Origin of the sequence: Gracilimonas qinghaiensis (genome assembly GCF_046602855.1) — a bacterium.
In the GTDB taxonomy this organism is placed as follows: Bacteria; Bacteroidota; Rhodothermia; order Balneolales; family Balneolaceae; genus Gracilimonas.
Genome location: NZ_JBKINJ010000001.1, coordinates 1750359 through 1769102, shown reverse-complemented (window position 1 = coordinate 1769102; position 18744 = coordinate 1750359). Strand labels below are relative to the sequence as shown.

General features: G+C 40.2%; 11 protein-coding genes. 10 read left to right on the top strand and 1 reads right to left on the bottom strand.

The features are described 5' to 3' along the window. The first annotated feature begins 230 nt into the window (after positions 1 to 230). The 10 genes from ACKGJO_RS07875 (at position 231) to ACKGJO_RS07830 (ending at position 17541) form a co-directional block, all read left to right on the top strand. Positions 231 to 2105: a CocE/NonD family hydrolase gene (locus ACKGJO_RS07875; RefSeq protein WP_411322866.1), complete on the top strand. Its 1875-nt coding sequence runs from the start codon at positions 231 to 233 to the stop codon at positions 2103 to 2105. A 136-nt stretch (positions 2106 to 2241) separates the two neighbouring features. Then, the gene (locus ACKGJO_RS07870) at positions 2242 to 4980 is read left to right on the top strand and encodes a cation-translocating P-type ATPase (protein ID WP_411322865.1); all 2739 of its coding nucleotides are present in this window, start codon (positions 2242 to 2244) and stop codon (positions 4978 to 4980) included. Between the two features lie 167 nt (positions 4981 to 5147). After that, positions 5148 to 6944, top strand: a complete 1797-nt coding sequence (locus tag ACKGJO_RS07865; RefSeq protein WP_411322864.1) for a M3 family oligoendopeptidase — start codon at positions 5148 to 5150, stop codon at positions 6942 to 6944. A gap of 88 nt (positions 6945 to 7032) precedes the next feature. Then, the gene (locus ACKGJO_RS07860) at positions 7033 to 8496 is read left to right on the top strand and encodes a GAF domain-containing protein (RefSeq protein WP_411322863.1); all 1464 of its coding nucleotides are present in this window, start codon (positions 7033 to 7035) and stop codon (positions 8494 to 8496) included. Next, positions 8496 to 9659 (top strand): phosphopentomutase, encoded by a 1164-nt coding sequence (locus tag ACKGJO_RS07855; protein WP_411322862.1) that lies wholly within the window; start codon positions 8496 to 8498, stop codon positions 9657 to 9659. The genes ACKGJO_RS07860 and ACKGJO_RS07855 overlap by 1 nt, the downstream gene beginning before the upstream one ends. 206 nt (positions 9660 to 9865) lie before the next feature. Then, positions 9866 to 10720, top strand: coding sequence for a sigma-70 family RNA polymerase sigma factor (locus ACKGJO_RS07850; RefSeq protein ID WP_255132498.1), 855 nt, complete (start codon positions 9866 to 9868; stop codon positions 10718 to 10720). A gap of 115 nt (positions 10721 to 10835) precedes the next feature. Next, positions 10836 to 13718 (top strand): sensor histidine kinase, encoded by a 2883-nt coding sequence (locus tag ACKGJO_RS07845; protein ID WP_411322861.1) that lies wholly within the window; start codon positions 10836 to 10838, stop codon positions 13716 to 13718. 4 nt (positions 13719 to 13722) lie between these two features. Then, positions 13723 to 14355: a response regulator gene (locus tag ACKGJO_RS07840; protein ID WP_411322860.1), complete on the top strand. Its 633-nt coding sequence runs from the start codon at positions 13723 to 13725 to the stop codon at positions 14353 to 14355. 85 nt (positions 14356 to 14440) lie between these two features. Continuing rightward, positions 14441 to 15982 (top strand): hypothetical protein, encoded by a 1542-nt coding sequence (locus tag ACKGJO_RS07835; protein ID WP_411322859.1) that lies wholly within the window; start codon positions 14441 to 14443, stop codon positions 15980 to 15982. A 113-nt stretch (positions 15983 to 16095) separates the two neighbouring features. Next, the gene (locus ACKGJO_RS07830) at positions 16096 to 17541 is read left to right on the top strand and encodes a hypothetical protein (RefSeq protein WP_411322858.1); all 1446 of its coding nucleotides are present in this window, start codon (positions 16096 to 16098) and stop codon (positions 17539 to 17541) included. An 11-nt stretch (positions 17542 to 17552) separates the two neighbouring features. Here the strand turns inward: ACKGJO_RS07830 and corA are convergent, their stop codons facing one another. Continuing rightward, positions 17553 to 18653: a magnesium/cobalt transporter CorA gene (corA, locus tag ACKGJO_RS07825; protein ID WP_411322857.1), complete on the bottom strand. Its 1101-nt coding sequence runs from the start codon at positions 18651 to 18653 to the stop codon at positions 17553 to 17555. Between the last annotated feature and the right edge of the window lie 91 nt (positions 18654 to 18744).

Sequence of the window (18744 nt, the reverse complement as noted above, 5' to 3'; positions counted from 1 at the left end):
ACATATTTAAAATACGATAAAACTTAGAGCCTTTGATATCTCTTTAAGATTCTTTGTCACGACCTGTATCAATACATGCAGCTGCTGATTTGAAGCTTAAATTATCATATTGTAAAACACTATAATTCCATAAGTTTTTTAAAGTACCTGGTGTTAAATTCAAAAATATAATCGGGATTTTAATTGCTTAAATTATTTCATTAAATACCCAAAAATTATAGAGAAATGTCATGAGAAAATTTACAGCTAATTTAAGAGTGATCGCCTTGCTGCTGACTTTTATTTTGAGTGCTTTCCCGGTATTCGCTCAGCAAATCAGTTTAAAAAGCACAGACTATGAAAAGTCTCAGCATTACATTGAAATGCGGGATGGCGTAAAACTATACACCACTGTTTACGCACCAAATGATAATTCGCGGCAATTTCCCATCTTAATGACTAGAACACCGTATAGTTGTGCACCATACGGTGAAAATGAAATTCCTGAACGGGTCATAAGAAATCCGGATCTGCAAGCTGCAGGTTTTATCATCGTGTGCCAGGATGTGAGAGGGCGGTGGATGTCGGAAGGCCAATACACGACTATGACACCAAATAGATCAGATGAAAGCCAGATTGACGAAAGTTCTGATACGTATGATACGGTTGAATGGCTGATAAATAACATTCCCAATAACAACGGAAAGGTTGGACAGTGGGGTATTTCTTATCCGGGCTTTTACACCACAGCTGCACTGCCTGACGCACATCCTGCAATGGCAGCCTCTTCACCTCAGGCTCCGATCGCTGATTTTTTCTTTGATGATTTCCACCACCATGGAGCCTACACACTCGGATATTGGTATGTGACTAATTTGTTCGGCATTCAGCACGATGGACCCACAGATACGTCCTGGTACGATTTTCCCCAAGTGTTTACTAACGATATGTACCTATTATATAATGAGTTGACGCCATTGAGCAAATCAGATGAATACTATGACGATGATAATTTTTTCTGGAAGGAATTATCAGAGCATCCGAACTATGATGAATTCTGGCAGAGCCGGAACATTCTTCCCCATCTCAAAAATATTGATCATCCCGTTATGACTGTTGGCGGCTGGTTTGATGCTGAAGATCTTTATGGACCATTAAATACATACAGATCCATAGAGGAGAAGAATCCGGATACTAAGAATATTCTGATCATGGGACCCTGGAGTCACGGCCAATGGGCTAGCCCAAACCGACATCAAAGTGTAGGTGATATCTATTTTGGAGAAGGTATCTCAGAGTTTTACAGAAAGCAGATTGAATATCCATTCTTCATGAAATATCTTAAAGATACGGAGCATGAAGAATTGCCTGAAGCATACATGTACGATACCGGCTCAGGCGAGTGGAGCACCTTTGCAGAATGGCCTCCCAAAAATTCACAAAAAGCATCATGGTATTTTAATGGTGATGGATCTCTGAGTGATATTAAACCTGAACCAGCCACAGGCGGTTATACCGAATACGTGAGTGATCCTGATAATCCCATTCCTTACACAGAGGAGGATGAATTAGTATTTATTCCCAGAGCCTACATGACTTCCGATCAGCGATTTGCTGCAAGGAGACCTGATGTGATAACGTTTGAAACTGAAGTTCTAAAAGAGGACGTAACCCTGGCAGGTGATATGTTGGCAAACCTTTATGTTTCAACAACAGGTACAGCTTCAGATTTCTTTGTAAAACTGATCGATATTTATCCGCCCAGCGTAGAGGAAGGTGAACACACACCGGATGGGGTTGAACTGGATAACTATCACCAACTCGTGCGAAGTGAAGCTATTCGTGGAAGATTCAGGAATAGTTACGAAACTCCCGAACCGTTTGAACCGAATAAAGTAACTTATGTGAATCTACCCCTACAGGATGTATACCATACATTTAAGAAAGGTCATAAGATCCAGGTTCAAATTCAAAGTACATGGTTTCCTTTATTTGATCTGAATCCTCAAAATTACGTACCTAATATCTTTGAAGCTTCTGAAGATGATTTCATTAAAGTGACACAGAGAGTATTCCATAATGAGAAATATCCGAGCAACATTGAAATAAAAATACTAGGTAAATAAACTGTCATTTGCGAAGCCTGCAGAATAGAATATATCTGCAGGTTTTGAATTGAATAGGCTATTCTTTGGCCTAAAATTAGCTTTTTTAAGCACTATATTCATTCAGTAATAGTTAAATCCGCTTTGAAAATATAATATGCCTGACGAAGATAAGCGATCATTTAAAACTGAATATATACATTCCCGCAAAGTTGAGGATGTATTAAATCAATTTGATACTGACCCTGATCGGGGGCTTTCTGAAAAAGAAGTTGAAAAAAGGCTTTCAAGGTACGGCCTTAATGTTCTGAAAGAACAGGACGAAAAGAGCTTGTTTCAGATTTTACTTGATCAGATCAATAACCCTGTAGTCTATTTATTAAGTGCGGCCACCGTGCTGGCTTTCTTTTTCGGAGATTATCCGGAGGCCATCGCAATTCTTATCGTTTTAGTACTGAATGCTATTATTGGCTTTTGGATGGAATTCCAAGCCCGGGAAAGCATGAAGACACTCAAGGAAATAGATAAAGTCAAAATACATGTACTGAGAGGCGGAGAAGAAATAGAAATAGATGCTGAACACCTTTCACCCGGCGACATCATCCATCTCAAAACGGGCAATGTAGTACCCGCTGATGGTCGGCTTCTCGAAGTTTCAGAATTTTCTGTAGATGAAGCAGCGCTAACAGGCGAATCTGTTCCCGTAACCAAGACCACAGATACACTTAAAGAAGAAACATCCTTGCCTGACCGCTCTAATATGGTATACAAGGGCACAGCGGTTACAAATGGTGATGCCAAAGCCGTAGTTGTTGGCACAGGTATGGATACTGAAATTGGGTCTATTTCAGAATTGGTGAGCTCTGCCAAGCAGGAACAGGATCCCTTAAATGTTAAACTTGAAGGCCTGACCAAAAACTTGATATGGGCTACTCTAGGACTTGCTACTGCCTTTTTTGTGTTAGGATGGATTTCGGGTAAAGATGTCTATCAACTTGTGCAAACGTCTATTGCCTGGACTATAGCAGCTATTCCTGAAGGACTACCCATTGTGGCTAGTATTGCTCTTGCCAGAGGCATGCTGCGTTTGGCCGATCGTAATGTTGTTGTAAAGCGCCTTTCTTCAGTAGAGACACTGGGAGAGACAACGGTTATTTTTACCGATAAAACGGGGACACTTACAGAAAATAACCTGACTCTGAAAGCGATGGAATTCAGTGGGGGCAAGATGAATGTAGAGTGGGAAGAAGGCAAAAAAGCAGTAAATGTTAATATAGAGGAAGGTACAGGAGAAATTTCAACTTCTGATGACCGGTTTAAGCGCTTTTTTGAAATTTCCGTTCTTTGCAATGATGCGCAAATTGAAGAAGGTGATAATAACGGAGAAGAAAACGGTAAGGGAGACCCACTTGATTTAGCTTTGATTCAATTTGGACGAGCCTTTGCAAACCAGCAGTTTGAGGAACTTCGAAGTAAAAAAAGCATAGCTAAAGAGCCTTTTGATTCGGAAGATATGGTCATGGGTACCGTATACGAGATTGATGATAAAGTGATGCTTTTGTGTAAAGGAGCTCCGGAAGCAATTATTAGCCGTACATCGAATATTCAAAGTGCTGATGGGGTTGAAAGTTTTTCAGAGGATGAAAAAAGGAGATGGAGAAAGCGAAATGAAGAACTTTCAGAGGATGGGCTGCGTGTAATTGCTTTTGCTTTCAAGGAAATGGAACGGTCAGTTTCCGATGATGAGGATGTAGAAGGCGAGTTAATGCATGACCTAACATTTTTAAGTCTTACCGGCTTTATTGACCCTCCCCGGGAAAAAGTAATCGATGCAGTGGATACCTGTCAGAAAGCCGGCATTCAAGTACAAATGGTAACCGGCGACCATCCCGGAACTGCCCGTAATATTGCCAGGCAAGTGCACATAGCCGACGAGGAGAATGACCGGGCTTTGCATGGAAGTGACCTAAAAGAAATGGTGGAAAAAGAGGATCGGCAGAAAATTCTTAACACTCGTATTTTTGCCAGAGTTGACCCCAGTCAAAAGCTTGACCTCATCAAATACTATCAGGAAAATGGGGATATTGTAGCTATGACCGGTGATGGGGTAAATGACGCGCCTGCTTTGAAGAAAGCAGATATCGGTATTGCTATGGGGAGAAAAGGCACACAGGTTGCTCAGGAAGTTTCTGATATGGTTTTGAAGAATGATGCCTTTTCCTCCATCGTTATGGCTGTGCGAGAAGGACGTATTATTTTTGAAAATATTAGAAGGTTTATAATGTATCAGCTTTCATATCACCTGTCGGAGATCGTGGTGATTGCAGCCGTTAGTTTTTCTGTATTTTCCTTACCATTGCTACCCCTTCAGCTTCTATTTCTGAATCTTTTATCAGATGTATTTCCTGCACTTGCCCTGGGTATTGGAAAGGGCAACCCAAACATCATGGAACATGATCCCAAAGATCCAAAGGAGCCTATTATTAATAACCAAAATTGGTTTATGATCGTCATGCATGGTTTGGTGCTCAGTATCTTTATAGTGGGAGCTTACTTTTTTACCTCTTTGGTTTGGGGGCTATCGGATGCTATAAGTAATAATGTGGCTTTTTTCAGCTTGGCTTTTGCTCAACTCTGGCACGTATTTGACATGCGAGAAGCTGAAGAGCCTATCTTTAACAATCAGGTTACTCGTAACAAATACGTTTGGTGGGCGCTGCTACTTTGTATCGTTGTGCTTATTATCGCTTATATGGTGCCAGTGATAAGCAATGCCTTATCTTTCCAGGACCTATCTCTTAGAATTTGGTTGCTGATCGCCATAACCAGCGTGTTACCGATGGTTACCATTCAGCTTTTAAAGCAGCTTACAAAGAACATGAAACTAAGATTTTAAAATATTTCTTGGCTCCACTTTATTAGGTATCAGGGCGCATGATTTTTCATAAAAACACAAAGGGTTTTCATTAAAATAAAGGCTTCTTTAGGCTTTAATTCGCCTTCGGCAAGCCCTATATTCAGAATTCAAAAATCAGATTAAAAGCAGAGTATATATTCAAAGAAATGACAGATAAATCAGCCAATAATAAAACCGGCGCAGAAGATATTAGTTGGGACTTATCAGACCTCTATTCATCCAATGAAGACCCTCAACTGGTCAAAGACAAAAAAAAGGTACTTGAGGAAGCAGAAGCTTTTGCTAAGAAGTACAGAGGCAAGATCAGTGAGCTTCCTGCAGCTAAGTTTAAAATAATGCTTGACGAGTATGAGGAGATCTTAGATACGTCCGGAAAAATTGGCTCATTTGCATATCTACAGTGGTCAACAGATACCGGAAATTCCGAATATGGAAAACTGGTGGCTGAGACAAATGAACTTTCCTCTGAAATTTCTCAAAAATTGGTGTTTCTCGACGTTGAATGGTTAAAGGTCTCGGAAGAAGAAGCTCAAAAACTTATTGAGAGTGATGAGCTGAAAAATTACAAACATTACCTCGAAAGTTCACGCCGTTACAAAGATCACGTTCTTGAAGAAGGGCAGGAAAAGATCATGTCTGCCAAGTCTGTTACCGGACGAAGTGCCTGGGTTCGGTTTTTTGATGAAACACTTGGCGCCGCTAAATTTGAATTGGATGGTGAGGAGCTAAGTGAACAGGAGGTGCTAAGTAAGCTGCACGAAAGTGACCGAGATCTTCGAGTCAGAGCCCACGCTTCGCTGACCAAAAAATTCAAAGACCTGAGCCGTCAACTTACTTTTATATTCAATACCATATTGGCAGATAAGTCTACCAACGATAAGCTCCGCAAATATGAAAGCTGGATAGATTCCAGGAATCTTGCCAATCAGACCGATCGTGAAACCGTTGATGCACTTGTTGAATCAGTAACCGGTCAGTATGAATTGGTGCAGCGCTATTATAAGCTTAAGAAAAAGCTTCTTGGTTTGGATGAGATGAAGGATTACGATCGGTATGCTCCAATGCTTCAGAACGAAGCCACTATCAAGTGGAATTCTGCCCGTGAAATGGTAATGGATTCGTACTCGAAATTTCATCCTAAAATGGGTGAGATAACAAATGAATTTTTTGAGAAGAATTGGATAGATGCTGCTATAAAACCGGGGAAACGAGGTGGTGCGTATTCTGCAGGAACTGTTCCCTCTGTTCACCCCTTTGTTTTTATGAATTTTGATGGCAGGATCCGTGATGTGCAAACCCTTGCCCATGAGCTTGGTCACGGCGTGCATCAGTATTTATCACGTCAGCAGGGTGTTTTGCAGTCCTCTACACCACTTACAACTGCTGAAACAGCCTCAGTTTTTGGGGAAATGCTGGTCTTCCAAAAACTGATGAAAGAATTGGATGATCCAAAAGAAAAACTTGCTCTTTTGGTTGGTAAAATTGATGATACCATTGCTACGGTATTTCGTCAGATATCAATGAACCGATTTGAATATGCCATTCATACAGCACGTCGTGAAGAAGGTGAGCTCACCACCGAGCGGTTTTCGGAACTATGGATGGAACAGCAAAAGGCTTTATATGGTGATTCAGTTACATTGACTGAAGAGTATGGGATTTGGTGGAGCTACATTCCTCACTTTCTACATACTCCGGGATATGTGTACGCTTATGCCTTTGGTGAACTATTGGTTTTGGCACTCTATGAAGAATACACTCAGCGGCCTGATGGTTTTTCGGATAAGTATCTGGAGTTATTGAGTGCTGGAGGATCCGAATGGCCGGAGGATCTAGTGGCAAAAATGGGGCTTGATATCACAGAGCCAGATTTCTGGGATAAAGGCCTGAATTCCTTCAGGAAGATGGTTGAAGAGGCCGAGAAAATGGCAAAGAAGATATAAAAACCTTCCCGGTGGTAACGAATAAGGAAGTGTGGATAGAATTTCCTAAACTAAATCAGAATAGTACATTTAGAAATAAATTTAAAAAATGTCATTAGATCGACAGGATAAAGCGCTCAGAGAGTTCAAGCAGATCATACAGGATTTGGTGCATTTGCTAAGAACCTCAACCGGAGTGGAGCTGGCTCATATGTGTTGGGTTAACCGTTCAAGAGAGCAATTTGTATGGGAAACCAATAGCACACGTCTTCCAAACGTAATGTTTAAAGACCGAGTAAATTTCGAAAATCATTTTCTAAATGAATTTCAGGATGCCGAAGATATTATTCAGTTGGTAGTTGGAGAGGATATTTCTAAAGCCAAACTGATGCATTATTTTGATTTTGTTCAAGCTAAAAGCATTCTCATTATACCATTTATAAACAAGGGGGAAACGGTTGCTCTAACGGTCCTTGAAAGTGAAAAGGATATCGATCAGGAATTGATCCATGACAGGATCCTTTCTTACAATAACGCTTTGGTGAATGTTTTGGATACCTACCTTGAAGTAGTAGATCTGCATGAAGGTCAGGAGCAATGGGAAAAATACGAGAAATCAGTAACAAAAATTGATTTCAGGCAGCATAGGGTAGAGATACTTGAAAATATGCTGAATGAGATTCAAAGTAACTTGCCGGGTGGTGGTGCTGTATTTTTAGCACCCGGGATGGAATCCTGGAATCTTATACTAAGAGCTGTTAAAGCTAAGAATCCACCAAAATTGGGTTTGCAGTTGCAGGAAAAAAGCGTTGCCTATGATGCCCTTGAAAAGGGTGAGCCTGTCTTTACGATGCATTTTAACAATAATCCACGGCGGATCTCATCTTCTGAAACAAGAACAGATGGAGCTTCGCTTGCCATACCGATCATGATCAACGACCGGAGGCAGGGTGTGGTAGTATGTTACGACAATGACCCTTTGACTTTTAAAGATTCCACTAAGCATAAACTGATCAACCTGGTGCGGATAGCTTCTCTAAGTATTCAAACATCAATCAAAAAACCAGAGGCTGCTTCTGAATTATTCACACAGAATTTTGGAGCTTATATGCCAGAATTGTGGGAGCTGAGTTTGACGTGCGAACTTGAGCGATTAAAAAAGGGAGGATCAGACAATACGTGGATAGGTTTTATTTCCCCTGATGACGTTTCGGGATTGAGAACAAAATACCGACTTGAGGATCTGCAAAAAATTCAGACAGATTTTGTTTCAGCTCTTAATCCATCTGTTCATGGGATTCCCGGTTATATGGGTTATAATTCAGATTACGTGTATATGTTCATTATTCAGAGCGATGATGAAGAGGCTGTAACTACCTGGATAGACAAGGTAAGATCAAGAATGGAATATGGTCTGGAGCTGTCTATTGGGGGATCGATACGGGCAGAATTTAAAGCTGGATACACAAAACTAACCGCTGATACAGTAAATAATTATCAAGCCGTTGATCGTGCGAAAAAGGCACTGAATAATGTAATGAATGACAGTGAAGCTGAGGTAGTGGAAGCGTAATGGGGAATGTGTATTTGATCGTAATTGATGGCCTTGGGGTAGGAGCACAGGAAGATTCTGCTGAATACGGCGATTCTGATATGAACACACTTGGTCATGTTTGTGAGGAAACAGGTGTTAAGCTGCCAAATCTGCAAAAAATGGGAATTGGAAATATTATTCCACTTGCTTCAGTTTCTGAAAATGATGATCCACTGGCCGCTTATGGAAAACTCAGAGAGGTATCTGCCGGTAAAGACTCGACCACCGGTCACTGGGAAATTTCCGGTATACATTTAGATCGAGCCTTTCCAACCTATCCTGATGGTTTTCCGGAAGAAGTTATAGAGATTTTTTGTGCTGAAATTGGGGTCCAGGGGGTTTTGTGTAACAAACCTTATTCAGGAACCGATGTAATTCGTGATTATGGTAAAGAACATCTGAAAACTGGATATCCGATCGTTTATACTTCAGCAGACAGTGTCTTTCAGGTGGCTTGCCATAAAGATATAATTCCTGTTAAAAATCTTTACGAATGGTGTGATATCGCAAGGCATAAAGTTTGTATAGATGAACATGAGGTTGGGCGAGTCATAGCCCGGCCCTTCAAGGGAAAACCAGGTAATTTTGAACGCATCTCCGATCAAAGGCATGATTATTCTTCCATTCCCCCAGAAAATAATTTGGTGAAAAAGTTACAGGATGCTGGGTTTGAAACTCATTCTGTAGGGAAAGTCGCCGATCTTTTTGCAGGTGTAGGCTTCACTGAATCTCACCCCACAAAAAGTAATGCTCAGGGAATAACTGAATTACTCAGTCTGATGTCTGATCTGGATAATAGTTTGGTATTTGTAAACCTGATCGATACGGATCAGTTATTTGGGCACCGCCTGGATCCGGAGGGATTTGCAGGAAGTCTTGAAGAATTTGATAAGGCAATACCTGCTATTGTTTCAATGATTAGCGAAGATGATCTTCTAATTATTACAGGAGATCATGGAAACGATCCTTGTTCAGAAAGCACGGATCACTCAAGAGAGTTTGTACCACTGCTGGTATTTCCAAAAGGTATGGCAATTAAGGAAAACCTGGGAACAGGTGATACCTTCTCAAATATTGCAAAAAGTATAGCGTCTTTTTTTACACTACCGAATAATTTTCCGGGAAAATCTTTTATAAAATAGGATAGTGGCCTATCCGATGATCTATAAAAAGCTGACAATGCGTATTTAAAATTGAAGCAATAATTGCTTATATTGGCTAATTGTAAATTTCATTAAGATGTAGGCGCAATATTTATGCTTAAGATACGTGACTATCTAATATAAGATTATATTAAAATTGTCTGCGCACCTGCTTACTCTAACATTCATTAAACCATATATACACAGTGGCAAAAAGTTCTGGAATCTCTACTCGTGAGTCAGAGTCATTAGATCGCTATCTGCACGAAATTGGAAAAGAGAAATTAATTACACCGGATGATGAAGTTCGTCTGGCCAAAGAAATTCAGAAAGGGAGTCAGAGAGCACTTGAAGATCTTACGAAAGCTAACCTCCGTTTCGTTGTTTCTGTAGCTAAACAGTATCAAAACCAAGGTCTTTCTCTGGGCGACTTGATCAACGAGGGAAATCTTGGTTTGATCAAAGCAGCCAAACGTTTCGATGAAACCCGTGGATTTAAGTTTATTTCATATGCGGTTTGGTGGATTCGCCAATCTATACTGCAGGCTTTGGCTGAGCAATCTCGTATTGTTCGTTTACCTCTTAACAGGGTAGGTGCTTTAAACAAGATAGGTAAGGAACTTTCGAAGCTGGAGCAGGAGTATGAACGAGTGCCTTCAGCTCATGAACTTGCTGAAAGTCTTGAAATGACTGTTGGTGAAGTTGCAGATACACTCAAGATCTCCGGCCGTCACCTATCTATGGATGCACCTTTTGCACAAGGTGAAGACAACAGGCTTCTTGACGTTTTAGAAAACGAGGAGATCCCAAATCCGGATTTTGATCTAATGGGGGAATCTTTGAAAGTTGAGATCGAAAGAGCACTTTCAAAACTGACTACCCGTGAAGCTGAAGTGATCCGGCTTTATTTTGGTATAGGTCGTGAACATTCTCTTACTTTAGAAGAAATTGGAGAACGTTTTGACCTGACACGTGAGCGTGTACGTCAGATCAAAGAAAAAGCACTTAGAAAATTAAGACATCACAATAGAAGTGCTGCACTGAGAGCCTACTTAGGTTAATTAAAATTAATTTATCGTGAGATAAGCCCTGTATCTGATATCAGATGCAGGGCTTTTTAATTTATATCATTTTAAGGCCTACTAATGCTGATTTGTTTGCGTTACATTTACTGACATGAAACAGACCATACTCATAATCACGCTATTTTTTAGCCTAATAGAATTAGCTCAGGCTCAACGTTACCCTTTCAGAGCGTTTTCTATTGAACAAGGCTTAAGTGAATCAGTAGTCTATGATATTGCCCAAGATGATAATGGCTACATTTGGCTGGCTACCGGGTTTGGGCTGAACCGATATGATGGAGTCAATTTTCGTAATTATTTTGAAGAGCAGGGATTGAACAGCAGTCGTTTGCGGTCACTATTGAAAGATGACCGGGGAATTATCTGGATTGGCTCAGAGGCTGGGGTAAATTTTATAAAGGATGACAGTATCCATACTGATCCTGACTACAGTGCTTTGAATAACAGTACAGTCATAAGTATTTATCAGGATATGCTTGGTGACATGTGGTTTGGTACTGATGGGAATGGGGTGTGGCATTATTCTGATGGAATTCAAATTGCTCAATACACTACTTCAAATGGTCTTGGTGATAATAGGGTAAGGGCAGTTGCTGAAAGCGAGAATGGCACCTTATGGTTTGCAACTAGAGATGGTCTTACAGTACTTGAAAACGGTAATTTCAGAACTTATGGTACAGATGAAGGTCTGCCGGCCAATCGGATCCGGGATGTAAAAGTAGATCAGAGTGGGACTGTATGGATTGGGACTCGGAGTGGTCTGGTAAAATATGATGGAAAGGAATTTAAAGTTTTTGATGTACAGGATGGACTCATTAATGATCTCATCAGGACCGTTTCGATCACTGAGAAAGGTGAATTATGGATCGGGACGGAAGGAGGGATAAGTCATTTTGATGGTGAGGATTTCAAGAATTTTGATGCCGGATCCGGTATTTCAAATGAGATCATTTACTCCAGCTTAATTGATAGTGAAAGAAATGTATGGTTTGGAACCTTTGGGGGCGGCGTGAATTTCTTCATTGGCGATTACTTCGCGAATTATGATACTGAACTTGGTTTGACGAATAATCTTGTGACCTCTTTCACAGAAGATCAAAACGGCAGGATATGGATAGCCACTTATGGTGGCGGTATTACCATTTATGAAGATGGAAACTTAACACCATATCAAGAAAATTCGTCTCTACCGGACAATCAGGTCTATACACTTTTCAAGGATTCAAATGGGGATATTTGGATTGGAATGAGAGAAGGACTGGCCAGGGTATCAAACGGTTATTTGAAGGTATTCCAGGATAAAGAATTTCCATTCCGAAAGGTTCGAAACGTAATGGAAGCCTCTGATGGCAGCTTTTGGATAAGTACCTATGATGATGGAATTGTTCACTATAGAGATGGTAAATTTGAGCAAATTACAACAGAAGAGGGTATCATTAGTAATCGTGTTTTGGATTCAGTAGAAGGGGATGACGGCTCAATATGGATCGCTACTTATGGTGGCATCACCAGATACCTTGACGGTGAGTTTCAAAGTTTTGCTATACAGGAAGGGTTGCCTAATAATGCAGTCATGAACCTGATGCATGATGATGACGGGACTATTTGGGCTGCTACTTTTGGTGGTTTAGCTTGGTTTGACGGACTGAAATTTCAAAGTATTACCGTGGAAGACGGTCTGCCAGATGATGTGGCTTATTTCATATATAAGAATTCAGAAGGGTTTTATTGGATCGGTTCAACTGAAGGAGTCATACGATTTGATAAAGATGCCTATTTTAGTTCAAATGATAGAAACAGAAACCTTAGCTTTAAGATCCTGAATAAAGAACTCGGTTTGATCACAAACGAGTTAAACCTTGGCGCTGTGTATGAAGATAGTAGTGGTGTTTTATGGTTTGGTACGGTGGAAGGATTGAGCCGGTTTGACCCAAATCGATACTCGGTCAGTCAGGTTCCTCCAAAGGTGCATATTACAGCTGTTAATGCCTCGGGAAGGGATTATGAACCCGACAGAGAATTTAAACTTTCTCATCGGGAGAATTATGTTGAGATCAGTTATACCGGAATTAATTTTTCGGCACCAAATCAGATCCTATATGAATACCAATTGAGCGGTATAGATCCTGAATGGCAAAGAACAAATTCGAGAAGTGTTAAATATCCTTCCTTGCCACCAGGGGAATACACATTTAAAATTCATGGACGAAATATCAACGGTGCATGGAGTCCTGAGGTTGAGGAGCTCAAGTTCGTGATCTCAGCTCCGTTTTGGATGCAATGGTGGTTTTGGATACTGATCGGATCGATAATCGTAGGTATCATCTATTTGTTCTATAACTACTACAGGGTAAGAAAAATGATCGATATAGAGCGAATGCGTGTTCGTATTGCCAGTGACCTTCATGACGATGTAGGTGCCAGTTTAACAGAGATCGCTCTTCAGTCAGATTTTTTATTGGCCGGAGATATTCAGGGAGAGATCAAGAAATCATTGGCTCAGATCGGTGATAATTGTCGGAAAATTGTATCAAGCTTGGATGATATTGTTTGGTCGATCGATGCAAGAAACGACACTCTGGGCGACCTGACAGACCGAATGCAGGATTATGTTTTAAATACACTCGAAAAGAAGAACATGGATGTTTGGTATGATTTCGAAAACCTGAATATGGATAATAAACTGCCAGTTTCAGTAAAAGAGAATGTATACCTGATATTTAAAGAAGCTGTAAACAACATAGCTAAATACTCTAACGGTGATCGAGTTGTCATTAAAATGGAAAATCAAAATGGAAGCTTCGAATTCAATATATTAGACAATGGTACCACCGGAAGAGGAACTAAGAAAACCGGGCATGGGCTCCGTAATATGGAAATGCGAGCGAAGAGAATTGGCGCAGATATTAGTATTAATACAGAAAATGGTTTTTCCATCACAGTTAAGGGAAAGCTAAAGCCTAATCAAAGGTGACATTATGGCCATTATTGGAATAGTTGAAGACAATAAAAAGATCAGAGATTTGATCCAAAGGTATCTTGATATGCAGAAAGATATGGAATGTCCGGTTGCGGTAGATTCTGTAGAAGAAATGCTTGACTATTTAGAAGAGCACAAGCATCCTGATGTGATATTAATGGATATACAACTACCCGGAATGTCCGGCATCAAAGGAATGGAAGTGATTAAGGGTAAATACCCTGAAATTGAGATCATCATGCTTACTGTATATCATGATTCACACAAGATCTTTGATTCACTTAAAGCAGGTGCCTCAGGTTATTTATTGAAGCATACTTCACTGCCGGAAATTAAAGAGTCCATCCAAAACTTATTGAAGGGTGGGGCACCAATGTCACCTCAGATCGCCAGAAAGGTGATCTCTCATTTCAACGAAGAGGCACCCAAAAAGAATGAGGACAGTATGCTCACAAATCGTGAACAGGATATAGTGAACGGTTTAGTAGATGGACTCAGTTATAAACTTATAGCTGACAGATATGATATCTCTATAGACACGGTAAGAGCACATATTCGCAATATTTACAAGAAACTACACGTTAATTCCAAGGCAGAGGTCATAGCCAAATCACTGAGAGGTGAAATTTAGACTAACATTATCATGTGACTTTTTTTTTCCGTGGGATGAGACATATTCAGTTAAGAAATTAATAATCACTTAGAAGGTGAGACCCATGAAAGCTTCAAAAATATTCAGTCGATTATCCTTACTGATCATTCCATTAATATTCTCAGGCTGTTACACACAGTTCCAGGCTTATGAAAAATCCTTTCCTGAGCACGATCGCTACTCAGATTATTATGCTTGGGATGGCTTTGAAGATGGTCGTGAAAACCCTGATGCTGTCAGGTCTAACAGATATGATGAATATAGAGAGAATCAGGGGCGACAGGCCTACAGTGCTGATTACTATGATGAAGATTATGCTGCACTAGAAGAAGCTGGAATATACTATAAAGACTATAAGACCGAGAACTGGTATAAAGAAAATTATGCCGACAATGTCTATTGGAAAGGGTATGAAGATGGATATGGAAATGGTTATGACGACGGCTTCGATGGTGGGTATGAAAGAGCAGCGCAGAAATATGCCAGAAATTCATACTTTTACGGCTACAAACCATGGGCTTACAACAGCTGGCATTTGAATAGCCACAGATTCCACCGACATTATATGTGGGGAGCAGGATTTGGTCTGCATTTTAGTGGATTTAGTGGCCTTTGGGTTTCAAACTGGCGATATGACCTTTATAGTCCAACCGGTTACTGGTATTACACTAGCTCAGGTTTTCCAATGTATATGTACCATCCTTATCAATACTATGGATATTATTCTAATTACGGATATGGTGGATTTTATGGAAATCCTTACTACAATACCCTTGTGATCTACAACAGCTATAACAAAACAAATCGCTACAGAAGAAGTGCGGAATTATACCGAAAAGGTCCAAGAAACAGTGGGTTAGTCAATAGAGATTCATACAGAAGCAGATCAAAATCTGATTACACTCCAAGAACCAGAGGATCTTCGATCAGGACTCGAGGAATAAACAGTGGTTCTCGTGTTAGAAGTACAGGCCGATCCGGTTCAGTTGGCAGAAGCTCAGGAAACGTAACGCGATCAAGAGGAACAGCCGGTAGTGGTTCAAATCGATCAAGAGGTTCAGGAAGCAATATTAACAGATCAAGCTCTAGTAATAATGGGTCAGGTGCCTCGGTTGGGAGATCAAGGTCTAACAACCGTTCAGGAAGTAGCGTAAAAAGATCACGCTCCTCATCAGGGAATAGTTCTTCACGAAGCAGGGGATCCGATAATCTGAGTTCAAGCAACAAGAGGAGTGATATTGAAAGATCGTCAATATCACGGGTTAGCCGTTCTGTATATTCTGTTCCTGTTAAAAGGGTAGAAACTAACAGAAGAGTTAATACCAGCAGAAGCTCATTCTTAGATAAAAGAAATGTTTTTAGGTCAATTCAGAATAGAAATACTTCTGACCGGAAACTTGGAAATAGAAATGTCAGAAATAACAAAAGTTCCTCAGTGTTTGGACGAACTATCCGTAAAGCGATCAATAACTCTTCAACAAGAAGCAGTAGTGTTAGCCGAAGCTCAAAAACACGAAGCGTAAGCCGAAGTACCAACACTCGCAGCAGTTCAAAAAGTACTTCCAGGAACTCCGGTTCTAGTAAACGGTCACGTGGCGGAAACTAAGCTGATCAAGTAAAAAAGACGGTATTAATAAATCAGGCTAATCAATGAAGAGATTATATCTAATCTTAATAACTTTGATATTTTTAAGTGGTTCTGTGCTAGCTCAAAACGGATTGAGTCCAGCAAGCTATCCAAACCTGGCACTGGAATTCAGCAATCAAAACATGAATGGAAATCCTTCATCCTTTATGCCTTCAGTAGCAAATGGATATGGGTTTGGCAGTTATCTCGATAATCCGGCAGCAATGGCTTTATTGGGAGGTAGTCAATTTTCATTCAGCTTATACAACCAGAATACCAAGACCGAGAATTTCTATTTAGGTAATGATATTGAAGCTGAGCAGTCTGTTACTAAACTTGGTGATCTAGGGTTCGTGTATAATTTTCCAACAAAGCAAGGTAGTTTTATTATAGGCGGGGGTTATAATCGCACTTCTTCAGCCAATAATGCTTTTCGTGTTTCCGGCAGAAACAATGATAACACTATCACGGACTCTTTTCTGGACCCTGACAGTGAATACAATGAATTGGCTTTTCAAACCTACGCCATTGATTGGGGTGATGTGGACTCGACCTATTTGGAGTCAATTTTTAGGATCGGTTTTCCACCGGGCACTTTTCCGGGTATCGATCAGGAAGCTGATATAAAATACAGTACCTATATGGGGGAGTATTCTTTCTTTGCAGCCACAGAATTCAGAAAGGATCTTTTTCTTGGATTCTCTGCCAGCTATTTTACCGGAGAGTATACCTACAGACGTGATTTCCTGGAATACGATTCACAAAATGACTATGACGGAACATTCATCGAAGGCAGCGATATTGATAATATTCTGGTACATGATGAGGTTGATGTTGATGTTCAAGGGGGTAAGTACCGCGCGGGACTTGTGTATAAGTTATTTTCAGGGTTGAATATTGGTGCAAGTTACATGCTGCCGGCTACTATCAGGATATCTGAAGACTATTATTCTTCTATAGAAACTACATTAGATGATGGATCGGAACCGTTCTTTTATGATATAGCGAGTGATGGCAGCTTCAGATACAGAATTGAACAACCGGGAAAGCTCAAGATAGGTGCTGCACTGCTGGACTTTGCAGGTTTTTCAGTTTCAGCTTCTGCTGAGTATATAGACTATCAGGATACGGAGATCGACTTTGTTACCGATAGTGATCTCAGGCTCGTTGATGAAGTGGATATCAGAGCTCAACAGGAAAGCCTGAATAATTTCATGGAAGATAATTACGAATCGGTTACAAATTTTAAGATCGGTGTAGGAAAAAAATTGGACGATAGAACCGGGATCAGGGCTGCTTATTCTTATAGACCGGCCATCAGTAAATTAACTCCCGAAGACACCAAAACCTATTCCGTAGGTTTTGACCTGAAAGTCAGTGATGGATTTCTGATCGATGTGTCAGGCCATTATCTGAAGAAAGATGACCGATCTGAATTGTACAATTACATCGATTTTAACGGTCAACCTCAGTCCACAACATTTGAATTCACTAAACAAGTCCTGAAAATACAGGTTGGGCTGAAAATTCTTTTCTAGTACTCTTTATATTAGAGCCATTTCTTTTTTCTAAAATAGATGAGCATTCCAATTGTAGTCAATATCATGATAACCCAAATTGCGGGATAAGCCCATTTTACTGAAAGTTCAGGCATATACTCAAAGTTCATTCCGTAAATACCGGCGAGAAAGGTAAGTGGGATGAAAATAGTGGCAATGATCGTTAATACCTTCATCACTTCATTCATCTTATTACTAACCTGAGACATATACATATCCAACATCCCAATTATCATGTCTCGGTAATTTTCAATCCCGTCAATGATCTGAACCAAGTGGTCGTGAACATCACGGAAGTATATTTTATTTTCTTCATTAATTAAGGGCGATTCCTCGCGAAGCAGATTATTCAAGCTATCTCTGAGTGGCCAAATTGCTTTTCGTAGGTAAAGAACTTTTCGCCTTAGAGCATGTATCTGTTCAGGAATGTCATCATCTGCACTGGAAATTATGTGATCTTCAAGTATCTCGATCTCATCGCCTAGTTTTTCCATTACTTTAAAGTAATGATCCACTATGGTATCAATTAGCGCGTAGGCAAGATAATCAGGGCCTTCTTTACGCAAACGTGGAGCTTTATTTCGCAAGCGGTGTAGTACCGGTTCAAAAATCGGGTAATCATCTTCCTGAAAGGAAAGAACACTGTCTTCATATAACACTATACTCACTTGTTCTACATTCAGTTCTCCTGTTTCCTCCATGATACTCATCATACGGAGAACGAAAAATACCTGATCCGGATATTCTTCGATCTTAGCCCTTTGATTGGTATTGAGGATATCTTCCTGTATTAGTGGGTGAAGCCCAAAATAGCTCCAGATATGTTTTAGTTTTTCAACATCGTGAAGCCCGAGTACATTGACCCATGTTTTAGAAGGTGATTCCAGATAAGGTTTACTTTCTTCAATTTCGGTGATGTCATATTCACCAAGTTGCTCAACATCATAGTCTAAAAGGTTGAGCTGTACATTCTCAATTCTCTTTTCACCAGTAAATTGTAAGGTTCCCGGAGCCTGACCAGGTTCTTTGGAATGCTTTTTATGACGAAGAAAGTGAGGTACGGGAATCCTTTTGGAAATCTTTTTTACCATAATATTTGATATCTGGTGACTTTGTTATAAAGTAAGTATAAATAAAAAAAGTCCTGCATGATATCATACAGGACTTTGAAAAGATTATAAA

Excerpts from the sequence above, each read along its gene's own strand:
- ACKGJO_RS07870 (WP_411322865.1), top strand. The coding sequence starts at position 2,242 with ATGCCTGACGAAGATAAGCGATCATTTAAAACTGAATATATACATTCC.
- ACKGJO_RS07835 (WP_411322859.1), top strand. The coding sequence starts at position 14,441 with ATGAAAGCTTCAAAAATATTCAGTCGATTATCCTTACTGATCATTCCA.
- ACKGJO_RS07865 (WP_411322864.1), top strand. The coding sequence starts at position 5,148 with ATGACAGATAAATCAGCCAATAATAAAACCGGCGCAGAAGATATTAGT.
- ACKGJO_RS07860 (WP_411322863.1), top strand. The coding sequence starts at position 7,033 with ATGTCATTAGATCGACAGGATAAAGCGCTCAGAGAGTTCAAGCAGATC.
- ACKGJO_RS07855 (WP_411322862.1), top strand. The coding sequence starts at position 8,496 with ATGGGGAATGTGTATTTGATCGTAATTGATGGCCTTGGGGTAGGAGCA.
- ACKGJO_RS07840 (WP_411322860.1), top strand. The coding sequence starts at position 13,723 with ATGGCCATTATTGGAATAGTTGAAGACAATAAAAAGATCAGAGATTTG.
- corA (WP_411322857.1), bottom strand. The coding sequence starts at position 18,653 with ATGGTAAAAAAGATTTCCAAAAGGATTCCCGTACCTCACTTTCTTCGT.
- ACKGJO_RS07845 (WP_411322861.1), top strand. The coding sequence starts at position 10,836 with ATGAAACAGACCATACTCATAATCACGCTATTTTTTAGCCTAATAGAA.
- ACKGJO_RS07875 (WP_411322866.1), top strand. The coding sequence starts at position 231 with ATGAGAAAATTTACAGCTAATTTAAGAGTGATCGCCTTGCTGCTGACT.